Source organism: Tardiphaga sp. 813_E8_N1_3 (assembly GCF_051811025.1).
Classification (GTDB): Bacteria; Pseudomonadota; Alphaproteobacteria; order Rhizobiales; family Xanthobacteraceae; genus Tardiphaga.
In genome coordinates this window covers 111,303-133,631 of the sequence record NZ_JBPWQE010000001.1, presented here as the reverse complement: position 1 = coordinate 133,631, position 22,329 = coordinate 111,303, and the positions used below count along the sequence as shown (strand labels likewise).

At 61.8% G+C, this 22,329-nt stretch carries 18 protein-coding genes; 5 read left to right on the top strand and 13 right to left on the bottom strand.

The genetic code is table 11. From position 1 onward, the window contains the following. The first annotated feature begins 272 nt into the window (after nucleotides 1–272). Together AB8A33_RS00620 and AB8A33_RS00615 are read left to right on the top strand one after the other, a co-directional pair. A complete protein-coding gene (locus AB8A33_RS00620; RefSeq protein ID WP_439090995.1) occupies nucleotides 273–923 on the top strand; it encodes a DedA family protein in 651 nt (216 codons plus the stop codon). A gap of 139 nt (nucleotides 924–1,062) precedes the next feature. After that, complete coding sequence (locus AB8A33_RS00615) at nucleotides 1,063–2,025, top strand: acetyl-CoA carboxylase carboxyltransferase subunit alpha (RefSeq protein ID WP_439090994.1); 963 nt, start codon at nucleotides 1,063–1,065, stop codon at nucleotides 2,023–2,025. Between the two features lie 12 nt (nucleotides 2,026–2,037). On the opposite strand, the gene AB8A33_RS00610 is transcribed toward AB8A33_RS00615, so the two are convergent. Beyond that, on the bottom strand, nucleotides 2,038–2,982 hold the full coding sequence (locus AB8A33_RS00610) for a GlxA family transcriptional regulator (protein ID WP_439090993.1): 945 nt from the start codon (nucleotides 2,980–2,982) through the stop codon (nucleotides 2,038–2,040). A 122-nt stretch (nucleotides 2,983–3,104) separates the two neighbouring features. Between AB8A33_RS00610 and AB8A33_RS00605 the strand changes: the two genes are divergently transcribed. After that, on the top strand, nucleotides 3,105–3,911 hold the full coding sequence (locus tag AB8A33_RS00605) for an SDR family NAD(P)-dependent oxidoreductase (RefSeq protein ID WP_439090992.1): 807 nt from the start codon (nucleotides 3,105–3,107) through the stop codon (nucleotides 3,909–3,911). A 112-nt stretch (nucleotides 3,912–4,023) separates the two neighbouring features. Here the strand turns inward: AB8A33_RS00605 and AB8A33_RS00600 are convergent, their stop codons facing one another. Next, nucleotides 4,024–4,962 (bottom strand): peptidylprolyl isomerase, encoded by a 939-nt coding sequence (locus tag AB8A33_RS00600; RefSeq protein ID WP_439090991.1) that lies wholly within the window; start codon nucleotides 4,960–4,962, stop codon nucleotides 4,024–4,026. A 368-nt stretch (nucleotides 4,963–5,330) separates the two neighbouring features. Between AB8A33_RS00600 and secA the strand changes: the two genes are divergently transcribed. Beyond that, complete coding sequence (gene secA, locus AB8A33_RS00595) at nucleotides 5,331–8,177, top strand: preprotein translocase subunit SecA (RefSeq protein WP_439090990.1); 2,847 nt, start codon at nucleotides 5,331–5,333, stop codon at nucleotides 8,175–8,177. Between the two features lie 201 nt (nucleotides 8,178–8,378). On the opposite strand, the gene AB8A33_RS00590 is transcribed toward secA, so the two are convergent. From AB8A33_RS00590 to AB8A33_RS00580, 3 genes are all read right to left on the bottom strand, one after another. Continuing rightward, nucleotides 8,379–8,756, bottom strand: a complete 378-nt coding sequence (locus tag AB8A33_RS00590) for an endonuclease domain-containing protein (RefSeq protein ID WP_439090989.1) — start codon at nucleotides 8,754–8,756, stop codon at nucleotides 8,379–8,381. Nucleotides 8,757–8,939: 183 nt separating this feature from the next. Next, nucleotides 8,940–10,439 carry a L,D-transpeptidase family protein gene (locus AB8A33_RS00585; RefSeq protein ID WP_439090988.1) on the bottom strand — a complete coding sequence of 500 codons (1,500 nt, stop codon included), beginning with the start codon at nucleotides 10,437–10,439 and terminating at the stop codon, nucleotides 8,940–8,942. A gap of 413 nt (nucleotides 10,440–10,852) precedes the next feature. Then, nucleotides 10,853–11,506, bottom strand: a complete 654-nt coding sequence (locus AB8A33_RS00580) for a J domain-containing protein (protein ID WP_439090987.1) — start codon at nucleotides 11,504–11,506, stop codon at nucleotides 10,853–10,855. 137 nt (nucleotides 11,507–11,643) lie between these two features. Between AB8A33_RS00580 and AB8A33_RS00575 the strand changes: the two genes are divergently transcribed. Further along, nucleotides 11,644–11,916: a BolA family protein gene (locus AB8A33_RS00575; RefSeq protein WP_439090986.1), complete on the top strand. Its 273-nt coding sequence runs from the start codon at nucleotides 11,644–11,646 to the stop codon at nucleotides 11,914–11,916. Between the two features lie 170 nt (nucleotides 11,917–12,086). Here the strand turns inward: AB8A33_RS00575 and AB8A33_RS00570 are convergent, their stop codons facing one another. The 8 genes from AB8A33_RS00570 to AB8A33_RS00535 all read right to left on the bottom strand — a co-directional run bounded on the left by AB8A33_RS00570 (nucleotide 12,087) and on the right by AB8A33_RS00535 (nucleotide 22,171). Further along, entirely contained in the window at nucleotides 12,087–12,314 is a 228-nt protein-coding gene (locus AB8A33_RS00570) for a formate dehydrogenase subunit delta (RefSeq protein WP_068729526.1), read from the bottom strand. Continuing rightward, nucleotides 12,286–13,143 carry a formate dehydrogenase accessory sulfurtransferase FdhD gene (gene fdhD / locus AB8A33_RS00565; RefSeq protein WP_439090985.1) on the bottom strand — a complete coding sequence of 286 codons (858 nt, stop codon included), beginning with the start codon at nucleotides 13,141–13,143 and terminating at the stop codon, nucleotides 12,286–12,288. Before fdhD ends, AB8A33_RS00570 begins: the two co-directional genes overlap by 29 nt. A gap of 15 nt (nucleotides 13,144–13,158) precedes the next feature. Next, nucleotides 13,159–16,068, bottom strand: a complete 2,910-nt coding sequence (fdhF, locus tag AB8A33_RS00560) for a formate dehydrogenase subunit alpha (protein WP_439090984.1) — start codon at nucleotides 16,066–16,068, stop codon at nucleotides 13,159–13,161. Nucleotides 16,069–16,079: 11 nt separating this feature from the next. Then, entirely contained in the window at nucleotides 16,080–17,651 is a 1,572-nt protein-coding gene (locus AB8A33_RS00555; RefSeq protein ID WP_439090983.1) for a formate dehydrogenase beta subunit, read from the bottom strand. Continuing rightward, nucleotides 17,648–18,139: a formate dehydrogenase subunit gamma gene (locus AB8A33_RS00550; protein WP_089267785.1), complete on the bottom strand. Its 492-nt coding sequence runs from the start codon at nucleotides 18,137–18,139 to the stop codon at nucleotides 17,648–17,650. The genes AB8A33_RS00555 and AB8A33_RS00550 overlap by 4 nt, the downstream gene beginning before the upstream one ends. A gap of 178 nt (nucleotides 18,140–18,317) precedes the next feature. Continuing rightward, the gene (locus AB8A33_RS00545; RefSeq protein WP_149529976.1) at nucleotides 18,318–19,217 is read right to left on the bottom strand and encodes a LysR family transcriptional regulator; all 900 of its coding nucleotides are present in this window, start codon (nucleotides 19,215–19,217) and stop codon (nucleotides 18,318–18,320) included. A 277-nt stretch (nucleotides 19,218–19,494) separates the two neighbouring features. Then, entirely contained in the window at nucleotides 19,495–19,701 is a 207-nt protein-coding gene (locus AB8A33_RS00540) for a hypothetical protein (protein WP_068729538.1), read from the bottom strand. A 472-nt stretch (nucleotides 19,702–20,173) separates the two neighbouring features. Next, nucleotides 20,174–22,171, bottom strand: a complete 1,998-nt coding sequence (locus AB8A33_RS00535) for an O-linked N-acetylglucosamine transferase family protein (RefSeq protein WP_439090982.1) — start codon at nucleotides 22,169–22,171, stop codon at nucleotides 20,174–20,176. Nucleotides 22,172–22,329 lie beyond the last annotated feature (158 nt).

Here is a 22,329-nt window from a genome sequence, read left to right as displayed (position 1 = left end):
ACCAGTCTAGTTACGGCTGCGGATGGGGTGCTTTGTGGAACGTAGCAGAGAGCCGCGGCTGGACAAAGCCCACGGAGCTATCAAAGTTCCCGAATGTTATCATCGAGATAGGTTGTGATGACGGTTTTTGAAAGCCTGCCCTGCGAATCGGGCGCGGCTGGGATGCCGATGAATTTGCATGACTATTAGGGGATCAATCCGGGCGGCGCGCAATTTGATCCGTATATTGGGGTTACCGTTGGCTGAGGCGCCTAGCGCCGGATCGGATATTCGTGACGTCCTTCATTGATTCCCTGACCCATTTTGTCGCCGCGCATGGCTGGCTGGGTTACCTCACTGTCTTCCTCGCCGCCTTGCTGGAGGCGGTGCCCGTGCTTGGCACTTTCATTCCCGGCACCACCATTATTCTGGCGCTGAGTGCCCTGATCCCGGCAGGCGACCTCGATCTGGTGGCGGTGCTGGTGGCCGCCGTGGCGGGCGCCGTGCTCGGCGACGGCGGCGCCTTCTGGATCGGTCATGTCCGGCAACGGCAACTGCTCGATGCGTGGCCGCTATCGAATTATCCGGGCGTCGTGGCGCAGAGCGAGGCCTTCTTCCACCGCTTCGGGACGCTGGCCGTCTTTCTCGGCCGCTTCGTGCCGCCGATCCGCGCTTTCGTGCCAGTCACGGCCGGCGCGCTGGGGACCGCGCCGGCGAAATTCTATGCCGTAAACATCCCCGCAGCATTGCTCTGGGCGCCGGCGCATGTGCTGCCCGGCGTGCTCGCGGTGTCGGTCCTGGACCGCTATGGCGGCATTGCCGGCCTCGAGGGCCAGGCCAAGCACTACTGGATTCAGGCGGCGATCGTGACGGCCGTGCTGGCCGGCGCCGCGATCTGGTGGTGGCATCGCCGCAAGCGCAACACAGCGATGGAAGTGTCATAAAAAGGCATTTCAACGTTGAAACATCTCTTTGATTTTTCAGAGTAAATGACGCCGTCGCGGCTTGACTTGCAGCCCCGATTGACTTGAAAAGCCTGCACCGGCAGTTTCGCCCGCCGACCGTCCTCCCCATATCCAGTGAATGTCCGAACCCATGCGCAGCTATCTCGACTTCGAAAAGCCCGTCGCCGAGCTTGATTCCAAGATCGATGAATTGCGCACGCTGGCTGCCAGCGGCAGCGACATCGGCGAAGAGATCGTGCGCATCGAGGACAAGGCCGTCGCGGCGCTGCACGAGCTCTATGCGAACCTGACGCCGTGGCAGAAGACCCAGGTCGCGCGGCATCCGCAGCGCCCGCATTGCATGAATTACGTGGAAGCGCTGATCACCGAATTCACGCCGCTCGCCGGCGATCGCAAGTTCGGCGAAGACGAAGCGCTGGTGGCCGGCTTCGGCCGTTTCCGCGGCGAGAGCGTCTGCGTGCTCGGCCAGGAAAAGGGCAACACCACCGAAAGCCGGCTCAAGCATAATTTCGGCATGGCCCGCCCCGAGGGCTACCGCAAGGCGGTGCGCTTGATGGAGATGGCCGACCGTTTCAACATTCCCGTGCTGTCGCTGGTCGACACCGCCGGCGCCTATCCGGGCATCGGCGCCGAAGAGCGCGGCCAAGCTGAAGCCATTGCGCGCTCGACCGATGCCTGTTTGGGCCTAGGCGTCGCCAATGTCGCCGTGATCATCGGCGAAGGCGGCTCGGGCGGCGCGATCGCGATTGCCACCGCCAACAAGGTGCTGATGCTGGAGCACGCGATCTACAGCGTGATCTCGCCGGAAGCCGCATCGTCGATCCTGTGGCGCGACAGCTCGAAAGCACAGGAAGCCGCGACCAACATGAAGATCACCGCGCAGGATCTGCTGCGTTTCGGCGTGATCGATTCCATTCTCAAAGAGCCGCCCGGCGGCGCCCACCGCGACCCCGCCGCCATGATCGCCACCACCGGCGACGCCATCGCCCAGGCCTTCAACGACATGCGCGGCATGGATGCGGCCACCATCCGCCAACAGCGCCGTCAGAAGTTTCTGGATATCGGCCGCAAGATCGGCTGATAGGCACTTATCTCACGCATCCATTGGCGATCGCGCATTGCGGCGGATCACCTGCGGCGGCTGCCCGTAGGCGCGTAGAAACGCGCGGCGCATGCGGTCACGATCGGCAAACCCGGTCTGCTGCGCGACGGTATCGATCGGATGCCGGCTCTGTTCCATCATCAGCCGCGCGGCCTCCAATCGCAGGTGCTCGATCGCCTTGGCGGGTGATTGGCCGGTCTCGGCATGAAAGGCGCGGCTGAACTGGCGCGGGCTGAGACTGGCGGCATCGGCGAGATCATTCACCGTTAGCGGCTTCTGCAGATTATCCCGGGCAAATGCGAGTGCATTCTGGATGCGATCCGATTTTGGCGACAGTTCAAGCAACGCCGAGAACTGCGACTGACCGCCCGCACGGCGATGATACATCACCATTTTGCGTGCAATGTTGCGCGCCATATCAGTGCCGAGATCGGCTTCGACCAGAGCGAGCGCCAAATCGATGCCCGCTGTCATGCCGGCAGAGGTCCACACCGCATCGTCGCAGATGAAGATGCGATCCTCCTCGACCTTCACTTTCGGATACTGTTTCTGCATGTCGCGGGCATAGGCCCAGTGCGTGGTGGCCCGCCGACCATCGAGCACACTCGCTTCGGCGAGCACGAAGGCCCCGACGCAAATCGCGGCAACCCGACGCGCGCGTTCCGGCGCCTCTCGCATGAAGTCGACCAATCCGGGAGGCGGCGTCTCGACCGTGAGTCCGCCGCCGACGATCAGCGTATCGTAGGCCGCGTCATCGAATGCTTCGGTGGTCACACTCATGCCCAGCGACATGCCGACCGCACCGCCCTTCTCCGACAGAATGCGCAGGTCATAGGGCGGCGGATCGATGAAGACGTTGGCCAGTTCGAACACCGACAGTGCCGCAAAGCTGATCGGCGAACAGCCGGGCGATACAACCAAACCGACGCGCTGCATGTGCTCGCTCCCGCAGGACAATGCGTCCTAAAACGCCGCTTATATGACATTTGAGACATTGCTACGCAAGACTAGGTTTCCTGACACGGCCGCTGCGGCCGAGAACATTCAGGAGAACGACAATGACTGTTTCACATCAGGGCACGGCACTGATTACGGGCGCTTCGACGGGCATTGGCGCCGTCTATGCGGATCGGCTGGCCAAGCGCGGCTATGATCTCATTCTGGTGGCACGGAACCGGGACCGCCTGGCAGCTTTGGCCAAGCGACTGACCGGCGAAACCGGGCGATCGATCCGCACGCTCGCCGCCGACCTCGGCGACAAGGCCGATCTCGCCAAGGTCGAAGCTGTACTGCGCGACGACAAGAGCATCACGATGCTGGTCAACAATGCTGGCGTCGGCGCGGTGGCACCGTTGCTCAATGCCGACGTCGACAAAATGGAAGACATGATCACGCTGAACGTCACCGCGCTGACACGGCTGACTTACGCCGCTGTGCCCGGCTTCGTTGCGCGCAACAATGGCACGATCATCAATATCTCGTCGATCGTCGGCGTCGGCGTCGAAATCCTCAACGGCGTGTATGGAGCCAGCAAAGCCTATGTGCTCAGCTTCAGCCATTCGCTGGTGCATGAGTTGGCCGATAAGGGCATCCGCGTGCAGGCCGTGTTGCCCGGAGCCACGGCCACCGAGTTCTGGGATATCGCGGGCTTCCCGCACCAGAACATGGACCAGGCCATCGTGATGCATGTGAACGACATGGTGGATGCTGCGCTAGCCGGTCTCGACCAGGGCGAACTCATTACCATTCCCGGCCTGCAGAATGGCGAGGACTGGACCAGATTTGAGGCGGATCGTCGCGCGCTATCGGCGAAGTTTGGTCATTCGAAGCCGGCGCCGCGCTATCGGGTGAAAGTGCCAGCATAAGCGTTGCGGCTAGGCCGGGGATTGTCTGCCAAGCCCGGCCATGACGGCGTATGTATTGCAGGCAGCAAAAAGCCCGCCCTCTCGAAAGAGGGCGGGCTTTTCAATTCCCGAATTACTTCTTGGCCGGGGCCATCTTGCTGTCGGCCGGCTTCGGCGCGTCTTTGGCGGCGGGTGCTGCCGGAGCAGCGTCCGCGGGCTTCGCAGCAGCCTGATCCAGTCGCTCGACCTTGGCACCTTCACGCAGCTTCGTGACGTAGTCGGCCTGCGCCTTGCGCACCACGTACTGCTCGATCTGCGGCTTCACCTGCTCGAATTCCGGCGCCTTGCGGTTGCGCTTTTCCTCGACCTTGATGATGTGCCAGCCGAACTGCGACTTCACCGGGTCCGAAATCTTGCCCGACTCCAGCGCGAAGGCAACGGCGGAGAATTCCGGCACCATCTGGTCTTTGGTGAAGAAACCGAGATCGCCGCCGTCGGCTGCGCCCGGATCCTTCGACTTCTTCTTGGCGAGCTCGGCGAAATCGGCGCCCTTCTTCAGCTCGTCGGCAACCGTCCTGGCCTCGGCCTCGCTCTCCACCAGGATGTGGCGGGCATGGACTTCGGCTTCGCCGGTGATCTGCTTGGCCGCGTCCTCATAGACCTTCTTCATGTTGTCGTCGGTCAGGGCTTCCTTGCCCTCGACGGCCAGCAGGTTGTCCATCAGCAGACGATTACGGGCGAAGGCCAGCTTGGACTTGAAGTCGTCGCGGTCGGCGATCTTCTTGTCCTCGGCCGCCTTGGCGACGATCTTCATATCGATAAGGAACGACAACACATTGTCCTTCCGGGTCGCGGGATCCATCTGGGCAAGGCTCGGGCCGAGTTCTTCCTCAGCAATGGTGACGTCGCTCTGGCGGATTTCCTGGCCGTTGACCTTGGCGAGGACCGGATTGGCGTCCTGCGCGTAAACCGGGAAACTGGTCAGGAAGGCTACCGCAACGGCGCCAGTCAGGGCAGCCAGGGTGCGGCCCGGGCGCAGGCCCGGCTTAAGAGCGGGCGATACGAAGGTCATGGAAAATCCTTATCTCGGATAAGAGCCTGTTGGGGACGGCGGACACTCTCCCAAACGTACCGTCTTGGCAACGCGAAAACTCTGTCAAAATGATGAAATCCTTGAGAGGTTCGCGCCGTTGACAACCCCCCATACGGGCCATATCTCTCCCCGACCGGGCCGGTGGCGAAGGCGCGATTTCGGCCGCGCCGTGGTCATTGAACCCCTGATTGCCCTGCTCCCACTCATCTCCCGGGGTCTTGCTTTTTTGGCGCTCCGCACCGGGGTCCAGACAGCAATCCGCCACAGACTTTGGATATGACGAGGCTGGGCGACCGCTGCACCATTCCACGGCCTTCGGGCCGCATTGCTAAAGACAGGATTTCGTGATGATCGGCGCGCTCGCCCGCAAGTTCTTCGGCTCTGCCAACGACCGCCGCGTCAAGGGATATCAATCGCGTGTTGCCGCGATCAACGCGCTGGAACCTGAGGTCGCGGCGCTGTCAGACGATGCGCTCAAAGCGCGCACCGCCGAGTTCAAGGCGCAGTTAGAGGCCGGTAAGACCCTCGACGATCTCCTCGTTCCCGCTTTCGCCACCGTCCGCGAAGCCGCCAAGCGCACCCTCGGCCAGCGTCACTTCGACGTGCAGCTGATCGGCGGCATGGTGCTGCATGAGGGCGACATCGCCGAGATGAAGACCGGCGAAGGCAAGACGCTGGTCGCCACCCTCGCCGTCTATCTCAACGCGCTCGCCGGCCAGGGCGTGCATGTCGTGACCGTCAACGACTACCTCGCCAAGCGCGACAGCGGCTGGATGGGGCAGATCTACTCGTTCCTGGGCCTCACTACCGGCGTGATCGTTCACGGCCTCGACGATGCCGAGCGCCAGGCGGCATATGCCTGCGACATCACCTACGGCACCAACAACGAATACGGCTTCGATTATCTGCGCGACAACATGAAGTACCGGCTGGAGGATATGGTCCAGCGCAAGCACTTCTATGCCATCGTCGACGAAGTCGATTCGATCCTGATCGACGAAGCGCGCACGCCGTTGATCATTTCCGGCCCACTGGACGATCGCTCGGAATTCTACAACACCATCGACACCTTCCTGCCCAAGCTTGAAAAGGTCATCGACTTCGAAGTCGACGAGAAGCAGCGCACCGTGACGCTGACCGAAGCCGGCATGGAGAAGATCGAAACCCTGCTGCGCGATGCCGGCCAGCTCAAGGGCGAGACGCTGTATGACGTCGAGAACGTCTCCGTCGTGCATCACATCAATCAGGCGCTGCGCGCCCACTCGCTGTTCAACCGCGACAAGGACTACATCGTCCGCGACGACGAGGTGATTATCATCGACGAGTTCACCGGCCGCATGATGCAGGGCCGCCGCTATTCTGAGGGCCTGCACCAGGCGCTGGAAGCCAAAGAACACGTCACGGTCCAGCCGGAAAACCAGACGCTGGCCTCGATCACCTTCCAGAACTATTTCCGCATGTACAAGAAGCTGGCCGGCATGACCGGTACCGCGCTGACCGAAGCGGACGAACTGTTCGACATCTACAAGCTCGAAGTCGTCGAAGTGCCCACCAATGTCGGCATCGGCCGCATGGATGAGGACGACGAGGTCTATCGCACCCAGGACGAGAAGCACGCCGCCATCCTCGCCGAGATCGAGCGTGCCAACAAGCGCATGCAGCCGGTGCTGGTCGGCACCGCGTCGATCGAAAAATCGGAAGTGCTTGGCGAGTATCTGCTCAAGAACGGCTACAAGCTGATCGACTTCACCAAGCCGAAGGCGATGGACAAGCTCTATGCGGCCGCGCGTTCCGGCAAGCCGGCGAAACTGTTCGCGGTGCTGAATGCACGCTTCCACGAGCAGGAAGCCTATATCGTCGCCGAAGCCGGCGTCCCCGGCGCCATCACCATCGCCACCAACATGGCCGGCCGCGGCACCGACATCAAACTCGGCGGCTCGGTCGAGATGCGCGCGCAGATCGAGACGGCCGAGATCGCCGACGAGGCCGAGAAGGCCGCCAAGATCGCCGAGATCAAGGCCGAGATCGAGCGGTTCCGTGAGATCGTGCTGAACGCCAAGGAAGTGGTCGAAATCGAGCCCGCCAAGGGCAGCAAGCCGGCCAAGACCGTCGAGAAGCCTGGCGGCCTCTACATCATGGGCTCCGAGCGCCACGAGTCACGCCGCATCGACAACCAGCTCCGCGGCCGCTCCGGCCGTCAGGGTGACCCCGGTCGCTCCAAGTTCTTCCTGTCGCTGGAAGACGATCTGATGCGCATCTTTGGCTCGGATCGTTTGGATACGATGCTGACGCGCCTTGGCCTGAAGGAAGGCGAAGCGATCATCCATCCGTGGATCAACAAGGCGCTCGAGAAAGCCCAGCAGAAGGTCGAGGCACGCAACTTCGACATCCGCAAGAACCTGCTGAAATATGACGACGTGCAGAACGACCAACGCAAGGTGATCTTCGAACAGCGCGTCGATCTGATGCAGAACGACAGCGTCGCCGAGACCGTCAACGATATGCGCCGCGCTTTCGTCGAGGACCTCGTCACCAAACACGTGCCGGAAAACCAGTATGCCGAGCAGTGGGACGTGGCCGGCCTGAAGGAAGAGCTCAAGCGCGTGCTCGACCTCGATCTTCCTGTCGACGAATGGGCCAAGGAAGAAGGCATCGCCGACGAAGAGCTGCTCAACCGTATCGAGCAGAAGGCCGACGAGCACATGGCTGCGAAGGTCGCCCAGTGGGGCCCCGACGTGATGCGTTACGTCGAGAAGACGATCCTGCTGCAGACGCTGGATCACCTGTGGCGCGAGCATCTGGTGATGCTGGATCACCTGCGTCAGGTGATCGGCCTGCGCGGCTATGGCCAGCGCGATCCGCTGCAGGAATACAAGGCGGAAGCCTTCAACCTGTTCGAGGCCATGATCTCCAATTTGCGCGAAGCCGTCACCGCACAATTGATGCGCGTCGAAATCGTGCCGCCGGACGTGCAGCCCGAACTGCCTGTCATGGAAGCCCACAAGCTCGACTACAACACTGGCGAAGACGAAATGGCCTTCGCCAATGCGGCGCTGGCACCGATGGGCCAGCAGCAGCCCGCCGTCGCCCGCGATCCGAACAATCAGGACACCTGGGGCAAGGTCGGCCGCAACGAGGACTGCCCATGCGGCTCCGGCAAGAAGTTCAAGCACTGCCACGGGCGGTATGCGTAGGCTGAGGTGGGGAGCGGGGCTGCTGTTGATTTGAACGGATAGTTCATCGCCTGCGGCGCCCCCCATCCCCGACCCTTCCCCGCAAGGGGGAAGGGAGAAGGGGCGGCGGAGTTTTATCAAGACACGGCGACACTTAGCCCACACGGCCAAGCTCTAAGCCTCAGATAGACTGCTTCTTCACTTAAGACAAAAGCGCTGCTCTCAGCGCTCCCTTCCCCCTTGCGGGGAAGGGTCGGGGATGGGGGTCACCACGCTCTGGATGACCTGAAGCACGCCGTCGATATTCTCCAACACATCGTGATTCCAGAAGCGCAACACGCGATAGCCGCGGGCTTCGATATACGCCGTACGCTTCGCATCAGCGTCGCGTTGCCAGTCATGCTGACCGCCATCCAACTCGATGACCAGCTTCGCCTTGCGACTCGCAAAATCGACGATGAACGGACCAATCAAAGCCTGGCGCCTGAAATGCGAACCTGCGAGTTCGATGTCGTGGCGAAGCCGCGGCCATAGAACACACTCGGCATTGGTGGGCTCGGCCCGTAATTTGCGCGCGAAGTATCTTTGACGATCTTCCATCGGAATCGGCCTTCTGATCGATAGGCCTTCGCTTGTGGCACCCCCATCCCCGACCCTTCCCCGCAAAGGGGGAAGGGAGCAGAGACGACAACATTCCGGGATTTCAGCACGAAAATAAGCCGGCGACAAAGCCGCCGACTTTCCACGAGCTAAGGATAAGCGAGGAGAGGAAAGCGAGCGCGCTTAGCGCATCGCCGAGAAGCGATCCGAGAACGAATTCGCGGACACGACCGGGGCTGCGCCTGACAGCGCGGCTGTGCCGGCACCGCCGCCGGAGGCCGGCGCGGATGGTTCGGCCGACAGCGTCGGCTTGAGCGGCGGACGTGGGGTCGCCGCGACGACCGGCGCAGGTGCAGCGGCCGGCTTCGGTGCAGCGACGACGGCGGGCGCCGGGGCGGGTTTGGCAGCGGTCGCAGCCTTCGGCTTCGCGGCCGGTGTCGGCACGGGAGCCGCTGGCGGTGAAGCGGTGGTGGCCGTCGTTTCTGAACCGCCCATCCCGACCTTCTTGGCGAGATTGCTGAAGAAGCCACCATCCGACGAGGCCGAAGCAACGCGCGTGGCGGGCGCGGCGACGACGGGTTCTTCCGACGCCGCGAACAGCGAGGCCGAATAGGAGGTTGACGCCGCAGCGGTCGCCTTCGGCGGATTGACGTGCGGCGGAATAGTGCCGGGTGCGCGCGAATAGGCGGCGGTCTGCACGCCCGGCGGCTCCGGATCCGACAGGCCGGTGGCGCCATCGGGCAACTTGGAGGCGAAGACGCGGTTCATGCCGCCGTCGATATCGGGACGTCGCTGCGCGACCGGCGTGCCCTTGGCAACCAGTTCGGCAATCTTCGCGTCATCCTGCGCCTGCTTGGCGCTGACGGCATCCGCGATCTCGGACGGGATCTGGTAGACGGGGCACTTGGCCGAAGCGTTGAAGGCCAGTGGCTTGGTCGATCCCGCAGGCGCGGCCGGATCGAACACATACTTGTTCTCGCAGAACTCGACCTTCGGCTCCTGCCGCGTCACTTCGAAATGATCATAGCCCTGCTTGATCATCTTCCAGAACGGCATGTTCGGGTTGTTGCGATGCTTGGCCATGTTGACCGGTGTCATCTTGAACGGAAACGCCGCGAACTGGAACGAGCGCTGGCCGCCGAAGAAGGACTCACGCCCCAGCGAATAGATCTCGGCGATCTGTTCGTCGGTCATGGCGAAACAGCCGCGCGACGAACAATCGCCATGCACCATCAACTGCGAGCCAGTACGTCCCAGCGACTTGTCGAAGGCGTTGGGGAAACCGGTATTGAAGGAGAGATAGTAGGACGAGCGCGGATTCATCTGCGCCGGCGTGATCGCATAGAAACCTTCCGGTGCCTGGCGATCGCCTTCCTTGACCTTCGGACCGAGATCGCCGGACCAGCGGCAGATCGGATAGGTCTTCAGCAGCGCGAACTGGCCGGAGCGATTCTGCTTCCAGACTTCGAGTTCGGCCTCCTGCTTGAACACACGAACCAGCATCGGCGACTGCAGGTCCATGTCCTTTTCAGTCATCTCGGCGACGAGCTTGGGAGGAACGGGCTGGTTAGCCTTCGCGTTGCTAGCGAGCGACATGTCTTCGCCGTTGCAGCCGGCCAGCACCACGCCTGTCGCAAGTACGACCGACGTCAGCAGCGCGCGAACAAGCGAGCGATGTTTCAAAGCCAAGCTCCGCAGCCGGCAGGACGCCGACACCCCAAGTTCAGAAGTCCGAGAATAAAGACAAATTAGCCCTTATTCGTACGCAAATATTAGCCTTAAGGCCCCCTGCTCGCAAGGCAACTGGCCGTGAGCGGCAGGTTCCCTTCTGGCGATGGTCAACAGAGATTGAAGATCTCAGGCCGGGCGGAATTGCGGCGGGAGCTGGCTGGGGAGCAAATTAAGCGAGCGGGGGCAGGATTATGCTTAATGGTTTGGCAGACCTCTCGACCGTCATGGCCAAGCTTGTCCCGGCCATCTACGTCTTTGTTCACTCGACGCCCAAGACGTGGATGCCCGGCACATCTAGCGAAGATCGCTTCGCGCTGGCCGGGCATAACGAACATTGGCAATCGCGCAGACAGTCTCGGAGCGCCTTACGAGCCCCGGACTACGGTCTTCAAGTAATTGTAAGCCTTGATGATTTCGATCAACCGGTCTTCGGTGGAGCGGTCGCCGCCATTGGCGTCGGGGTGGTGTTGCTTCACCAGAGCCTTGTACTGCGCCTTGACGTCGTCCAGCGTCGCACTGGGGCCGAGGCCCATGACCTGCAGCGCCTTGCGCTCGGCATTGAAGATCTTGCGGGTTTCTTCCTTGATCGGCTGCTGCGGCTTGCGCGCCCGGCCGCGGCCCATGCCCATGCCGTTCATCTCGTTGAACATGGCGAATGGATCGATCGCGCCGTCGAGATCAGGCTGCGCCTTACCTTTGTCCGGAGAGCCGTTGGCGCCCATCTTCCAAGTCGGGCGATGGCCGGTCAGCGCGTCTTTCTGGTACTTGGCGACCGCGTCCGGAGCCATGCCCTGGAAGAAGTTGTATCCCTGATTGTATTCGCGGACGTGGTTCAGGCAGAAGTGCCAGTATTCCTTGTCCTGCGCACGGCCCTTGGGCGCGCGGTGCGGACCCTTGTTCTTGCACTCGGGCCATTCGCACATGATAGCTTCTTCGCGCGCAGCGGCCTGCTGCTTCGCGCTCAGCTTGTTCGGCTTGATACGGATGCTGTCGAAGAATTTGGATGAGTCGATGGGCATGGCTGACTATGACAACGCAATGCAAAAAGCTTCAAGTCTTGACATTCGGATTACCTCATTCGGCGCCCTGCGCCGCACCAATATGGTCGCCATATCGTGATTGACCATGAGCCGCGCGAACCGCTAAGCCGGCCATCATGACCATGAAAGATAACATCACAAAGAAGCTGACAGAGGCTTTCGCGCCCCTCAGCCTCGCCGTGACCGATGAATCGCATTTGCATGCCGGTCACATGGGCCACCGCCCGGAGGGTGAAACCCACTTCAGGGTCAATATTGTGTCGGAAGCCTTCGAAGGGAAGAGCCGGATCGACCGCCATCGCATGATCAACGAACTGCTGGCGGCGGAACTGGCTGGAACGGTACATGCGCTGGCGCTGAAACCGCAGACGCCGAAGGAAGCGGGCTAGGTTTCGTCGCGGCGCCCTACACCGTCATTCCGGGGCGCGAGCGCCACTTGGCGATCGCGAACCCGGAATCTCAGCATGAGAGTCTCCGACAGCGCCAAGCCACATCCAGATTCCGGGTTCACGTGCGCGAAGACGCGCCCGTGCCCCGGAATGACGAGTGTGGGTTGAGCTTACTTCTTCAACGACGCGATCGCCTCGAGGACGTTCGGCTTCAGCCCGGCGCCCCCCGCATCCAGATGTTCGAAGATCTTCTTGCGCATGCGCGGATCCCAGAACTTCTTGATGTGCTCGGCAATGCCGGCCACGGCGTGATCGTGGCCTTGGCTGTTGAAGAAGTCGCCAATCTGATTGGCCATGTAGATCAGCCGGTCAGGCGACGTCGATGTGTGGGTGTCCATGTTCTTGTCCTGATGCATCCGCGGTAACGCCGTGCTGACGCACGCGGTGCTGATGTGTGAAAACTTCGAACCCGTCGCTGCGCGCGATCGCGGCCAACGTAATGCCCGCGGCCTCCGCCATGCGGATGGCTAGCGCGGTGGGCGCCGAGACCGACACCATGAGCGGCGCGCCGATGGCAGCCGTCTTCTGCACCATCTCGACGGAGACGCGGCTGGTGAGCAATACCATGCCCTGCCCTGCGTCGACCTTGGCCTGCGCCAGCGCGCCGACGAGCTTGTCGAGCGCATTGTGGCGACCGACATCCTCGCGCAGCGCCACGATGCCGTGATCCGGCGTCCAGAAGGCCGCTGCGTGAACGGCGCGGGTCTCGATATTGATCTTCTGCAATGGCGCGAGCGCGTCCATCGCCGTCATGATCTGATCGAAGGAGAACGAGCCGCCCGCCTCGACCACCGCCGCTGGTTTCACGGCTTCGGAAATCGAATCGATGCCGCACAGACCGCAGCCCGTCGGCCCGGCGATCTGCCGGCGCCGGGCGCTGATGCTCTCGGCCTTCTCGCCCGCGAGCCACATGCGCAGCTCGACACCATCATCGAATTCAACGGCCTCGAAACTCTCGATCTCGTCGATCGAGGTGACCACGCCTTCGCTCAGGCTGAAACCATAGGCGAAGTCGCGATAGTCCTGCGGCGTCCCCATCATGACGGCATAGGTGCCGCCATTATAGGTGATCGCCAGCGCGGTCTCTTCCGGCACGGCGCGCAGCCCCTCGCTGACGCCGGTTTGGCGCCAGACTTTTCGCGAGGCTTTGCGAACCGGATCGTGCATGTCTGGTCTCCAGACCTACTCGGCGGCTTCCACGACAGGCATGGCAATCCGGCGCGACTGGCGAGCCTGCTCGTCATATTCCTTCTGCCACTCGGACGGACCGTTGGACGGCGAGATCTGCACCGCAGTGACCTTGTATTCCGGACAGTTGGTTGCCCAATCCGAGAATTCGGTGGTGATGACGTTGGCCTGCGTCGTCGGGTGATGGAAGGTCGTATAGACTACGCCCGGCGCCACGCGCTCGGTGATCAGCGCCCGCAGCGTCGTCTCGCCGGCGCGGCTCTGCAGCTTCACCCAGTCGCCGTCGCGGATGCCACGCAGCTCGGCGTCGTGCGGATGCAGCTCCAGACGATCCTCTTCATGCCAGACCACATTCTCAGTGCGCCGTGTCTGCGCGCCGACATTGTACTGGCTGAGAATACGGCCCGTGGTGAGCAGCAGCGGGAAGCGCGGCCCAGTGCGCTCGTCAGTGGCGATGTATTCGGTGAGCATGAACTTGCCCTTGCCGCGCACGAAGCCGTCCATATGCATGATCGGCGTGCCCAGAGGCTGCTTCTCGTTACACGGCCACTGCACCGAACCAACTTCCTCGAGCATCGCATAGGAGACGCCGGCGAAAGTCGGCGTCAGCGCCGCGATCTCGTCCATGATCTCCGAAGGGTGGTTGTACTTCATCTCGTAACCGAGCGCCTTGGCGAATCCCAAGGTCACTTCCCAATCTTCCAACCCATTCTTCGGCGACATCACCTTGCGGACACGCTGAATGCGACGTTCGGCATTGGTGAAAGTGCCGTTCTTCTCCAGGAAGGTCGAGCCCGGGAAGAACACGTGGGCGTAGTTGGCGGTCTCGTTCAGGAACAGGTCGTGGACGATGACGCATTCCATCGAAGACAGCGCCGACACCACATGCTTGGTGTTGGGATCGGACTGCAGGATGTCCTCGCCCTGCACGTAGAGGCCCATGAAGGTGCCTTCAGTGGCGGCGTCGAACATGTTCGGGATGCGCAGACCCGGCTCGGGATTGAGCTTGACGTTCCACATCGCTTCGAACTGCTCGCGCACCGCATCGCCCGAGATGTGGCGATAGCCCGGCAGCTCGTGCGGGAACGAGCCCATGTCGCAGGAGCCCTGCACATTGTTCTGGCCGCGCAGCGGATTCACGCCGACGCCGGGCCGGCCGATATTGCCGGTTGCCATAGCGAGGTTGGCAATGGCGATGACCGTGGTCGAGCCCTGGCTGTGTTCGGTGACGCCGAGGCCGTAATAGATCGCCCCGTTGCCGCCCGTGGCGAACAGACGGGCCGCAGCGCGCAGCTCCTTCGGGTCGACGCCGGTCATGATGGCAGTGGCTTCCGGGCTATGGTTCGGTTGCGCGACGAACGCCGCCCAGTCCTCGAACTCGCTCCAGTCGCAACGCTCGCGGATGAAAGTTTCATCGGCAAGGCCTTCGGTGACGATCACATGCGCCAGCGCAGTGAGCACGGCGACATTGGTGCCGGGCATCAGCGGCAGATGGTGCTGCGCCTCGATATGGGCCGAGCGCACGATATCGGTTTGGCGCGGGTCGACCACGATCAGCTTGGCGCCGGCGCGCAAACGCTTCTTGAGGCGCGACGCAAACACCGGGTGGCCATCGGTCGGGTTGGCGCCGATGATCATCACGACATCGGTGTCTTCGACCGAGTCGAAATCCTGGGTGCCGGCCGAGGTGCCGAAGGTCGAAGACAGGCCGTAGCCGGTCGGCGAATGGCAGACGCGGGCGCAGGTATCGACATTGTTGTTGCCGAAGCCGCCGCGGATCAGCTTCTGCACCACGAAAACTTCTTCATTGGTGCAGCGCGACGAGGTGATGCCGCCGATGGAATCCCGGCCATGTTTGGCCTGAATGCCCTTAAACTTCTTGGCCGCGAAATTGAACGCCTCGTCCCATGACACTTCCTGCCATGGATCGGTGATCTTCTCGCGGATCATCGGATTGAGGATGCGCTCCTTGTGGTTCGCGTAGCCCCAGGCGAAGCGGCCCTTGACGCAGGAATGGCCGCGATTGGCCTTGCCGTCCTTGTACGGCACCATGCGCACCAGCTCTTCGCCGCGCATTTCCGCCTTGAAGGTGCAGCCGACGCCGCAATAGGCGCAGGTGGTGACGGCCGAATGTTCGGGCTGGCCGATCTCGATCACGGCCTTCTCGGTCAGCGTCGCGGTCGGGCAGGCCTGTACGCAGGCGCCGCAGGAGACACATTCGGAGCCCAGGAAGCTCTCGCTCATGCCCGGCGACACGCGGCTGTCGAAGCCACGGCCGGAGATCGTCAGCGCGAACGTGCCCTGAACTTCTTCACAGGCGCGGACGCAGCGCGAGCAGACGATGCACTTGGACGGATCGTAGGTGAAGTACGGATTCGACTCGTCCTTCGCCATCCAGTGATCGTTTTCGCAGGCTTCCGGCGAATTGTGGGTGTGCTTCGGGCCGGACTTGGCGAAGACATGGTTTTCGCCGTCATAGCCGTAACGCACGTCGCGCAGGCCGACCGCACCGGCCATATCCTGCAATTCGCAGTCGCCATTGGCGGCGCAGGTGAGACAGTCGAGCGGATGGTCGGAGATATAGAGCTCCATCACGCCCTTGCGCAGCGCCGCGAGCCGCGCATTCTGGGTGTGAACCACGAGGCCGTCCATGGCCGGCGTGGTACAGGAGGCCGGCGTGCCGGCGCGGCCTTCGATCTCGACGAGACAGAGGCGGCAAGAGCCGAAGGCATCCACCATATCCGTGGCGCATAGTTTCGGAATCTGCGTGCCCATCTCCATGGCGGCGCGCATGATCGAGGTGCCCTCGGGCACCGAGACGCTCTGCCCGTCAATGGTCAGCGTGACCATCTTTTCGGACTTCGAGCGCGGTGTACCAAAATCGATTTCGTGAACGAGCGACATGTGTTGCTCCTTTACTCTGCGGCCTGAAGGCGCGTGGGCGCCGGGCCGAAATCATCAGGGAAATGTTTCAATGCGCTCATCACCGGATACGGCGTGAAGCCGCCCAGCGCGCAGAGCGAGCCGAACTTCATGGTGTTGCTGAGGTCCTGCAGCACGGCGATGTTCTCGGCGACGCGTTCGCCGCGGCGGATCTTGTCGATGGTCTCGACACCGCGGGTGGAGCCGATGCGACACGGCGTGCACTTGCCGCAGGATTCGATGGCGCAGAATTCCATCGCGAAACGCGCCTGCTTCGACATGTCGACCGTATCGTCGAACACGACGATGCCGCCATGGCCGATCAGGCCGTCGCGCTTGGCGAAAGCCTCGTAGTCGAACGGCGTGTCGAACAATTCGCGCGGGAAGTAGGCACCGAGCGGACCGCCGACCTGCACGGCGCGGACCGGTCTGCCGGTGAAGGCGCCGCCGCCGATATCATCGACGAGCTCACCCAGCGTGATGCCGAAAGCGACTTCGAACAACCCGCCGAACTTGACGTTGCCGGCAAGCTGGATCGGCATCGTGCCACGCGAGCGACCCATGCCGTAGTCCGCATAGGCCTTGGCGCCGTTGTCGAGAATGAACGGGATCGCCGCAAACGAGAGGACGTTGTTGATGACCGTCGGCTTGCCGAACAGGCCCTTATGGGCCGGCAGCGGCGGCTTGGCGCGGACGATGCCACGGCGACCTTCGAGACTCTCCAGCAGCGAGGTCTCCTCACCGCAGACATAGGCGCCAGCGCCGACGCGGACTTCGAGATCGAATGCGTTAGCCGAACCACGGATCTTGTCGCCGAGATAACCGGCGAGCTTGGCGGCAGCAATACCCGCATTCATCGCCTCGACGGCATGCGGATATTCCGAGCGGATATAGATGTAGCCCTTGGTGGCGCCCACCGCGATGCCGGCAATGGTCATGCCTTCGATCACCACGAAGGGATCGCCTTCCATGATCATCCGGTCCGCGAAGGTGCCGCTGTCGCCCTCGTCCGCATTGCAGACGATGAATTTGCGATCGGCCTTGGTATCGGCCACCGTCTTCCACTTGATGCCGGTCGGGAAGCCGGCGCCGCCGCGGCCACGCAGGCCGGACGTGGTGACGTCGGCAATGATGCCAGCGCTATCCAGCGTCAGCGCGCGGAGGAGGCCCTTGTAGCCGCCATGCGCGATGTAATCCTCGACCGACCGGGGATCGACCACGCCGCAGCGCACAAAGGTCAGACGTGTCTGCTTCTTGAGCCACGGAATCTCCTCCGCGACACCAAGACGCAGCGCATGCTGGCCGTTTGCGATCATCGCATCGAGCACCGACGCAACGTCTTTCTCTTCGACCGGCCCGAAGGCAACGCGACCTTCCGGCGTCGCGACTTCGACCATCGGCTCCAGCCACAGCAATCCGCGCGAACCGGGGCGAATGATCTCGATTGCGAGCTTGCGCGTCGCGGCCTGGGCCTCGAAGGCAGAGACAAGTTCATTGGCACCGACGGAAACAGCGGCCGCATCGCGCGGGATGTAGATCTTGAGAGTCTTGTCAGACGATGTCATCGCTGTGCCTCCGCGACCAGCGCATCGATGCGCTTCTCATCGAGGCGGCCAACCAGACGGCCATCCAGCATCGCCGATGGCGCTGTGGCGCAGAGCCCGAGGCAATAGATCGGCTCCAATGTAACGCGCTGATCCGCCGTCGTGTTTCCAAACTTTACACCCAATTTCGCTTCCGCGCGCGCCGCCAGCGCATCGCCGCCGGCCGCCTGGCAAGCCTCGGCGCGGCAGATCTTCAGCACATGTTTGCCAGCCGGCTCATGGCGGAAGTCATGGTAGAAAGTGAACACCCCATGGACCTCGGCGCGCGACAAGTTACGCGCCAGCGCGATCATCGGGATTGCCGCCTCTGGCACATAACCGAAAGCCTCCTGCATCGCATGCAGGATCACGATCACGCCGCCTTCCACATGGGACAGGCTCTCGATGATCTCGGTGCCTCGGTCGGCACTCCAGGGCTCATAAGCATTGGGCTCGTAGGCTGCGTTCATCCCGGTACTCGATTGATCTTATGACTGGAAAGCCAATCAAAATTGGAATCGATCCAAAGATCAATAAAGCTGTCTCATGCTGCGATACGGAAACGGTATCGACACCCGGCGAAACCAATGAATTTGAAATGGTTAGCTTGGTTGCAATGCAACAATTACAGCGCCCTAAACGAAGGTCTTACGCCTCCAGCGACGGCGCGACTTCCCGGGCGATCTGCACCAGAGTCGCCACCAGCGGGGTCATTGGATCGCGCTGGGGTACCACGAGGCCGACACCGTAATTCACCACGGGATCGACGATCGGGATCATACGGACCGAGTCATTGGCGGTCAGACCCAGCGTCTCCGCCAGCTTGGCCGGCATCACGCTGGCCCAGCGGCCGGTCTTCACATGGGTATAGAGCACGATAATCGAATTCGACGTCAGCATCGGCATCGCCTCGGCGCCAACCGACTTCAGGGCCCGATCAATAATCCGGCGGTTCTGCATATCGGGGGTCAGCAGGCACAGCGGCACCTGGCCGACTTCGGACCAGGTGACCGTCTTGCGATCGCCGAACATGCTGTCCGGCGAGGTCAGCAGCCGGTAGCTTTCTTTATAAAGCGGGATCGAACGCACTTTGCCGAGCGGTTCGTTCTCGATGTAGGTCAGGCCCGCATCGACTTCGAGATTTTCAAGCAGACCGAGCACCGCCGCCGAGGTGCAGGACACGATGCGAAAGCGCACATCGGGATGCCGCGCGCGAAACGGCGTCGTCAGCGAGGCGACCATGCCGAGCACCGTGGGAATTGCGGCGATACGGATCTCGCCGGACAGACTGTCCTTGAGACCGTTGATCTCCTGCTTCATTGCGCGGGCATCGCCAACGATGCGGCGCGCCCAATCGAGGGCGCGTTCGCCTTCCGGCGTGAACCCCTGGAACCGGGAGCCACGCTGCACCAGCATCACGCCGAGCATGTCCTCGAGCTGCTTGAGGCTGGTGGACATGGTGGGCTGGGTGACACCGCATGCTTCGGCGGCGCGGCCAAAATGCCGTTCCTTCGCCAGCGACAACAGCAGTTCAAGTTTTTCGATCAAGGGACGCCCCGCTCCGACCACATCATTTTTGCCGAGGTGCGGCGCGACGATCGCGTGTGTGGCCTTCGGTGCCCGCCCTCGGGGCAAAGCATATGGTGCGAAGCCGCTTTGCCGCAACCATCGCAACGGGACAAGCAGAGATCAGCCCCGGCCAAGCTTTCCGCTTCAAGATATAATCTGGTTAGGGTCTTTGCGGCGGTCTGCTTCGTCGCGGGGTCCAAGGCCCCTGCGACGACAGCAAACGGCAAGTACGATCAGCAAGATGGCTGATCCGAGATCAACCCAGGCGGCTGATCTGCTCTTCGGTCACGACGCGCTCGATGTTCTCGGACTTGCTCTTGATCCGGTAACGCGGGCGACCATCGGCTTCGATCGGAAGGCGAGAGGTGATGGTGTAGATGCTGCGCTCCTTGATGGTGGAACGGCCCTGCGGCCCCTGCAGCTGGTGGTGAACGTCCTCATTAATTGCGTAGTTATGCGCCATTATTCATACTCTCCACGATGAGCGGCTTTTAGCCACAACTTGCTCAAAAAGCAAGAAATCTCTAGCAATTTCGGTCAGATAGCTCGTCAGTCCTGATATGCAACGATGGGCAACAGGTCATAATTTGGATGCCCCTGCGACAGATTCCATCTCATGCTGCCGATCCGGTCAGCAGCAATTCTGTCGTTTTCAGAGGGGGTTGGGCTGATTCAAGGGCGTGCCGCCATGACACAGTTCCCGCGCCTGTTCCGCGTTAGCAATAATCATGGAATACCAGCCGGACCACTCGAAATCAGCGCCAAAAAAGCCGAAAAACCACCGGCAGGGCATTGCCGGTGGTTTCGGAGATTTACAGCAGAGTGCGCGAGTCTCCTCGAAGACTTAGGGCCGTCAAAAATTTGCCGGCTGCGCACGAAAATATTACATGAGCCAGAATGTTGAGCGCAATACCTGATTTGCTCAATCAAATATATTATTGGCCGCTATCCTTAGCGGGAAACGTTATGTGGGCTGGCGCCAGCCCTGCCCGGGCCCGTTCGGCCATCTTGCGAAATGCGGTTTCGATATCACGCGCCAGACGCCGGGTGTCGAAGGCCGGCATCTTTAGACGATTGGCCGATAATTTCTCCCGGATCGACGACAACCGCTCGGGATTTTCCGCCAGCGCGATCGCCATACGATCATAGTCATCTCGCTTCGCCGCAATCAACTCCGGCACACCCAGATTCTGCAGAAGACTCGCGGCAACGCGCCCTGCAAAGGTTTCTCCACGACACGTCAGCAAAGGCAATCCAGCCCATAATGCATCGCTCGCTGTCGTATGCGCATTGTACGGCAACGTATCGAGAAATAGACCCGCACAACGATGTCGCGCCAGGTGCTCGGCCGGCGACATCCGCGCGGCAAAGACCAGACGCGCAGGGTCGATGCCCCGTAATTCCACCTCGCGGCGCAGATTCGCCACAGCCGCAGCGCTGTCCTCCAGCAGCCAGAGAACGCTACCGTCAACGGCTGAGAGGACCCGCATCCAGCTATCGAAGACGTCGGGCGTGATCTTGTAGGCATTGTTGAAGCAACAGAACACGAAGCCCTGCGCAGGCAAACCGACCTCGGCACGCGTGAATGCACGCGTCGATATCTCCCGGCGATCATCATTGGCCTGATAGCAATTCGGCAACCACGCGACTTTCTCGCTATAGAACTGCCGGTGCTCGGGCGGCAGCACATGTTGATCCGCGAGGATGTAGTCCATGAAGCCCGCGCCGAGCGTGCCGGGAAAGCCGAGATAATTGACCTGCACCGGCGCGGCCCTGCGCGCGAATACGCCGGTGCGCTGCTCGCCGAAATAGCCGTTGAGATTGACAAGGATGTCGATGCGCTGCGTACGAATGGCATCCACCGCCTGCGGATCGCTCAGTGTGGAGATATCGACGATTCCATCCACGGCGCCAGCAATGCGTCGCCTGATGTCGCTGCCGTCGTCATAGCCGTTATCGATGGCGAAAATCTCGAACGCGCTTTTGTCGTGCTGCTCCAGCACACCGACCAGCAGCAGCGATGTCGCCTGCTGTCGAAATTCACCCGAGAGATAGCCGATGCGGATTTTTGCGTTCGGCCCGGTCGGAAAAGCACGCAGCGATGGAGCTTGCATGGGAAAACGCGAGGCGTTGGTCAGTTCGGCGCAGCGTTGCAGACTGCGTTCCGAGGTCGCCACGCCTTGCCAGCCGAACGGCTCGGCGGCCAGTTTGCCGGCTATGAGATCGGCATCGATCTCCGCAATCAGCGCATTCACGTCACGCCAGTCGCAGACCAGCATCTTCTGATGCAGCAGGTTGCCCTTCAGCAGCGGCATGTCCGGATTGAGCTGGCGCGCGCGCCCGTAGGCCTCCACTGCTCGAGCCGGCATCCGCATCTGGCCAAAGATGAAGCCGCGGCCAAACCACGCTTCCACCAGATCGGACTGCAAGGCGAGCGCCGACTCGCAAGCCGCGAGGGCCTCGTCATAGCGCTTCAACTCCGCGAGTGACTTGCTCTTGTTGGAAAAGGCTGCGGCGTAGCGCGGATTGAGCGCCAGTGCGCGATCGAAGTCCGCCAGCGCGGCGGGGTAGTCGCGTAGATCATTCAGAACCGTGCCACGGTTATTCAGCGTTTCGGCATTACCGGGATTGAGCGCCAGCGCTTCGGTGAAGCGCTGCAGCGCCTCATCCGGCCGGTTCAGCGCCTTCAGCACCAGACCGTAGTTATAGAATGTGGCATCCGATGTCGCATTGATGCGCAGGGCCGCTTTCAGATGCGGCTCGGCTTCCGCATGGCGCTTCAGCGCGACCAGCACGATGGCGAGAATATTCAGTGCCGGGAAATGTTTCGGATCCTTGCGCAAGAACTTGCTGAACCCGCGCTCGGCCTCCTGGAGGCGGCCCTGCTGGAAGGCGGCGAATGCGCTCTGAAACAGTTCAGCTGGAGACGCCATGGTTCTTCGGACTTCTGGCTTTGCGGCTTGCACGGCCGAGGACAACACCCGCCGGTATAGACACCCGCCTCTACGACGTCGAGAACGCCCGGCACGCCTTGATGGAAACGATCCCGCGCAAGCAAAAACCCCCGGCAGTTTCCTGCCGGGGGTCTTTG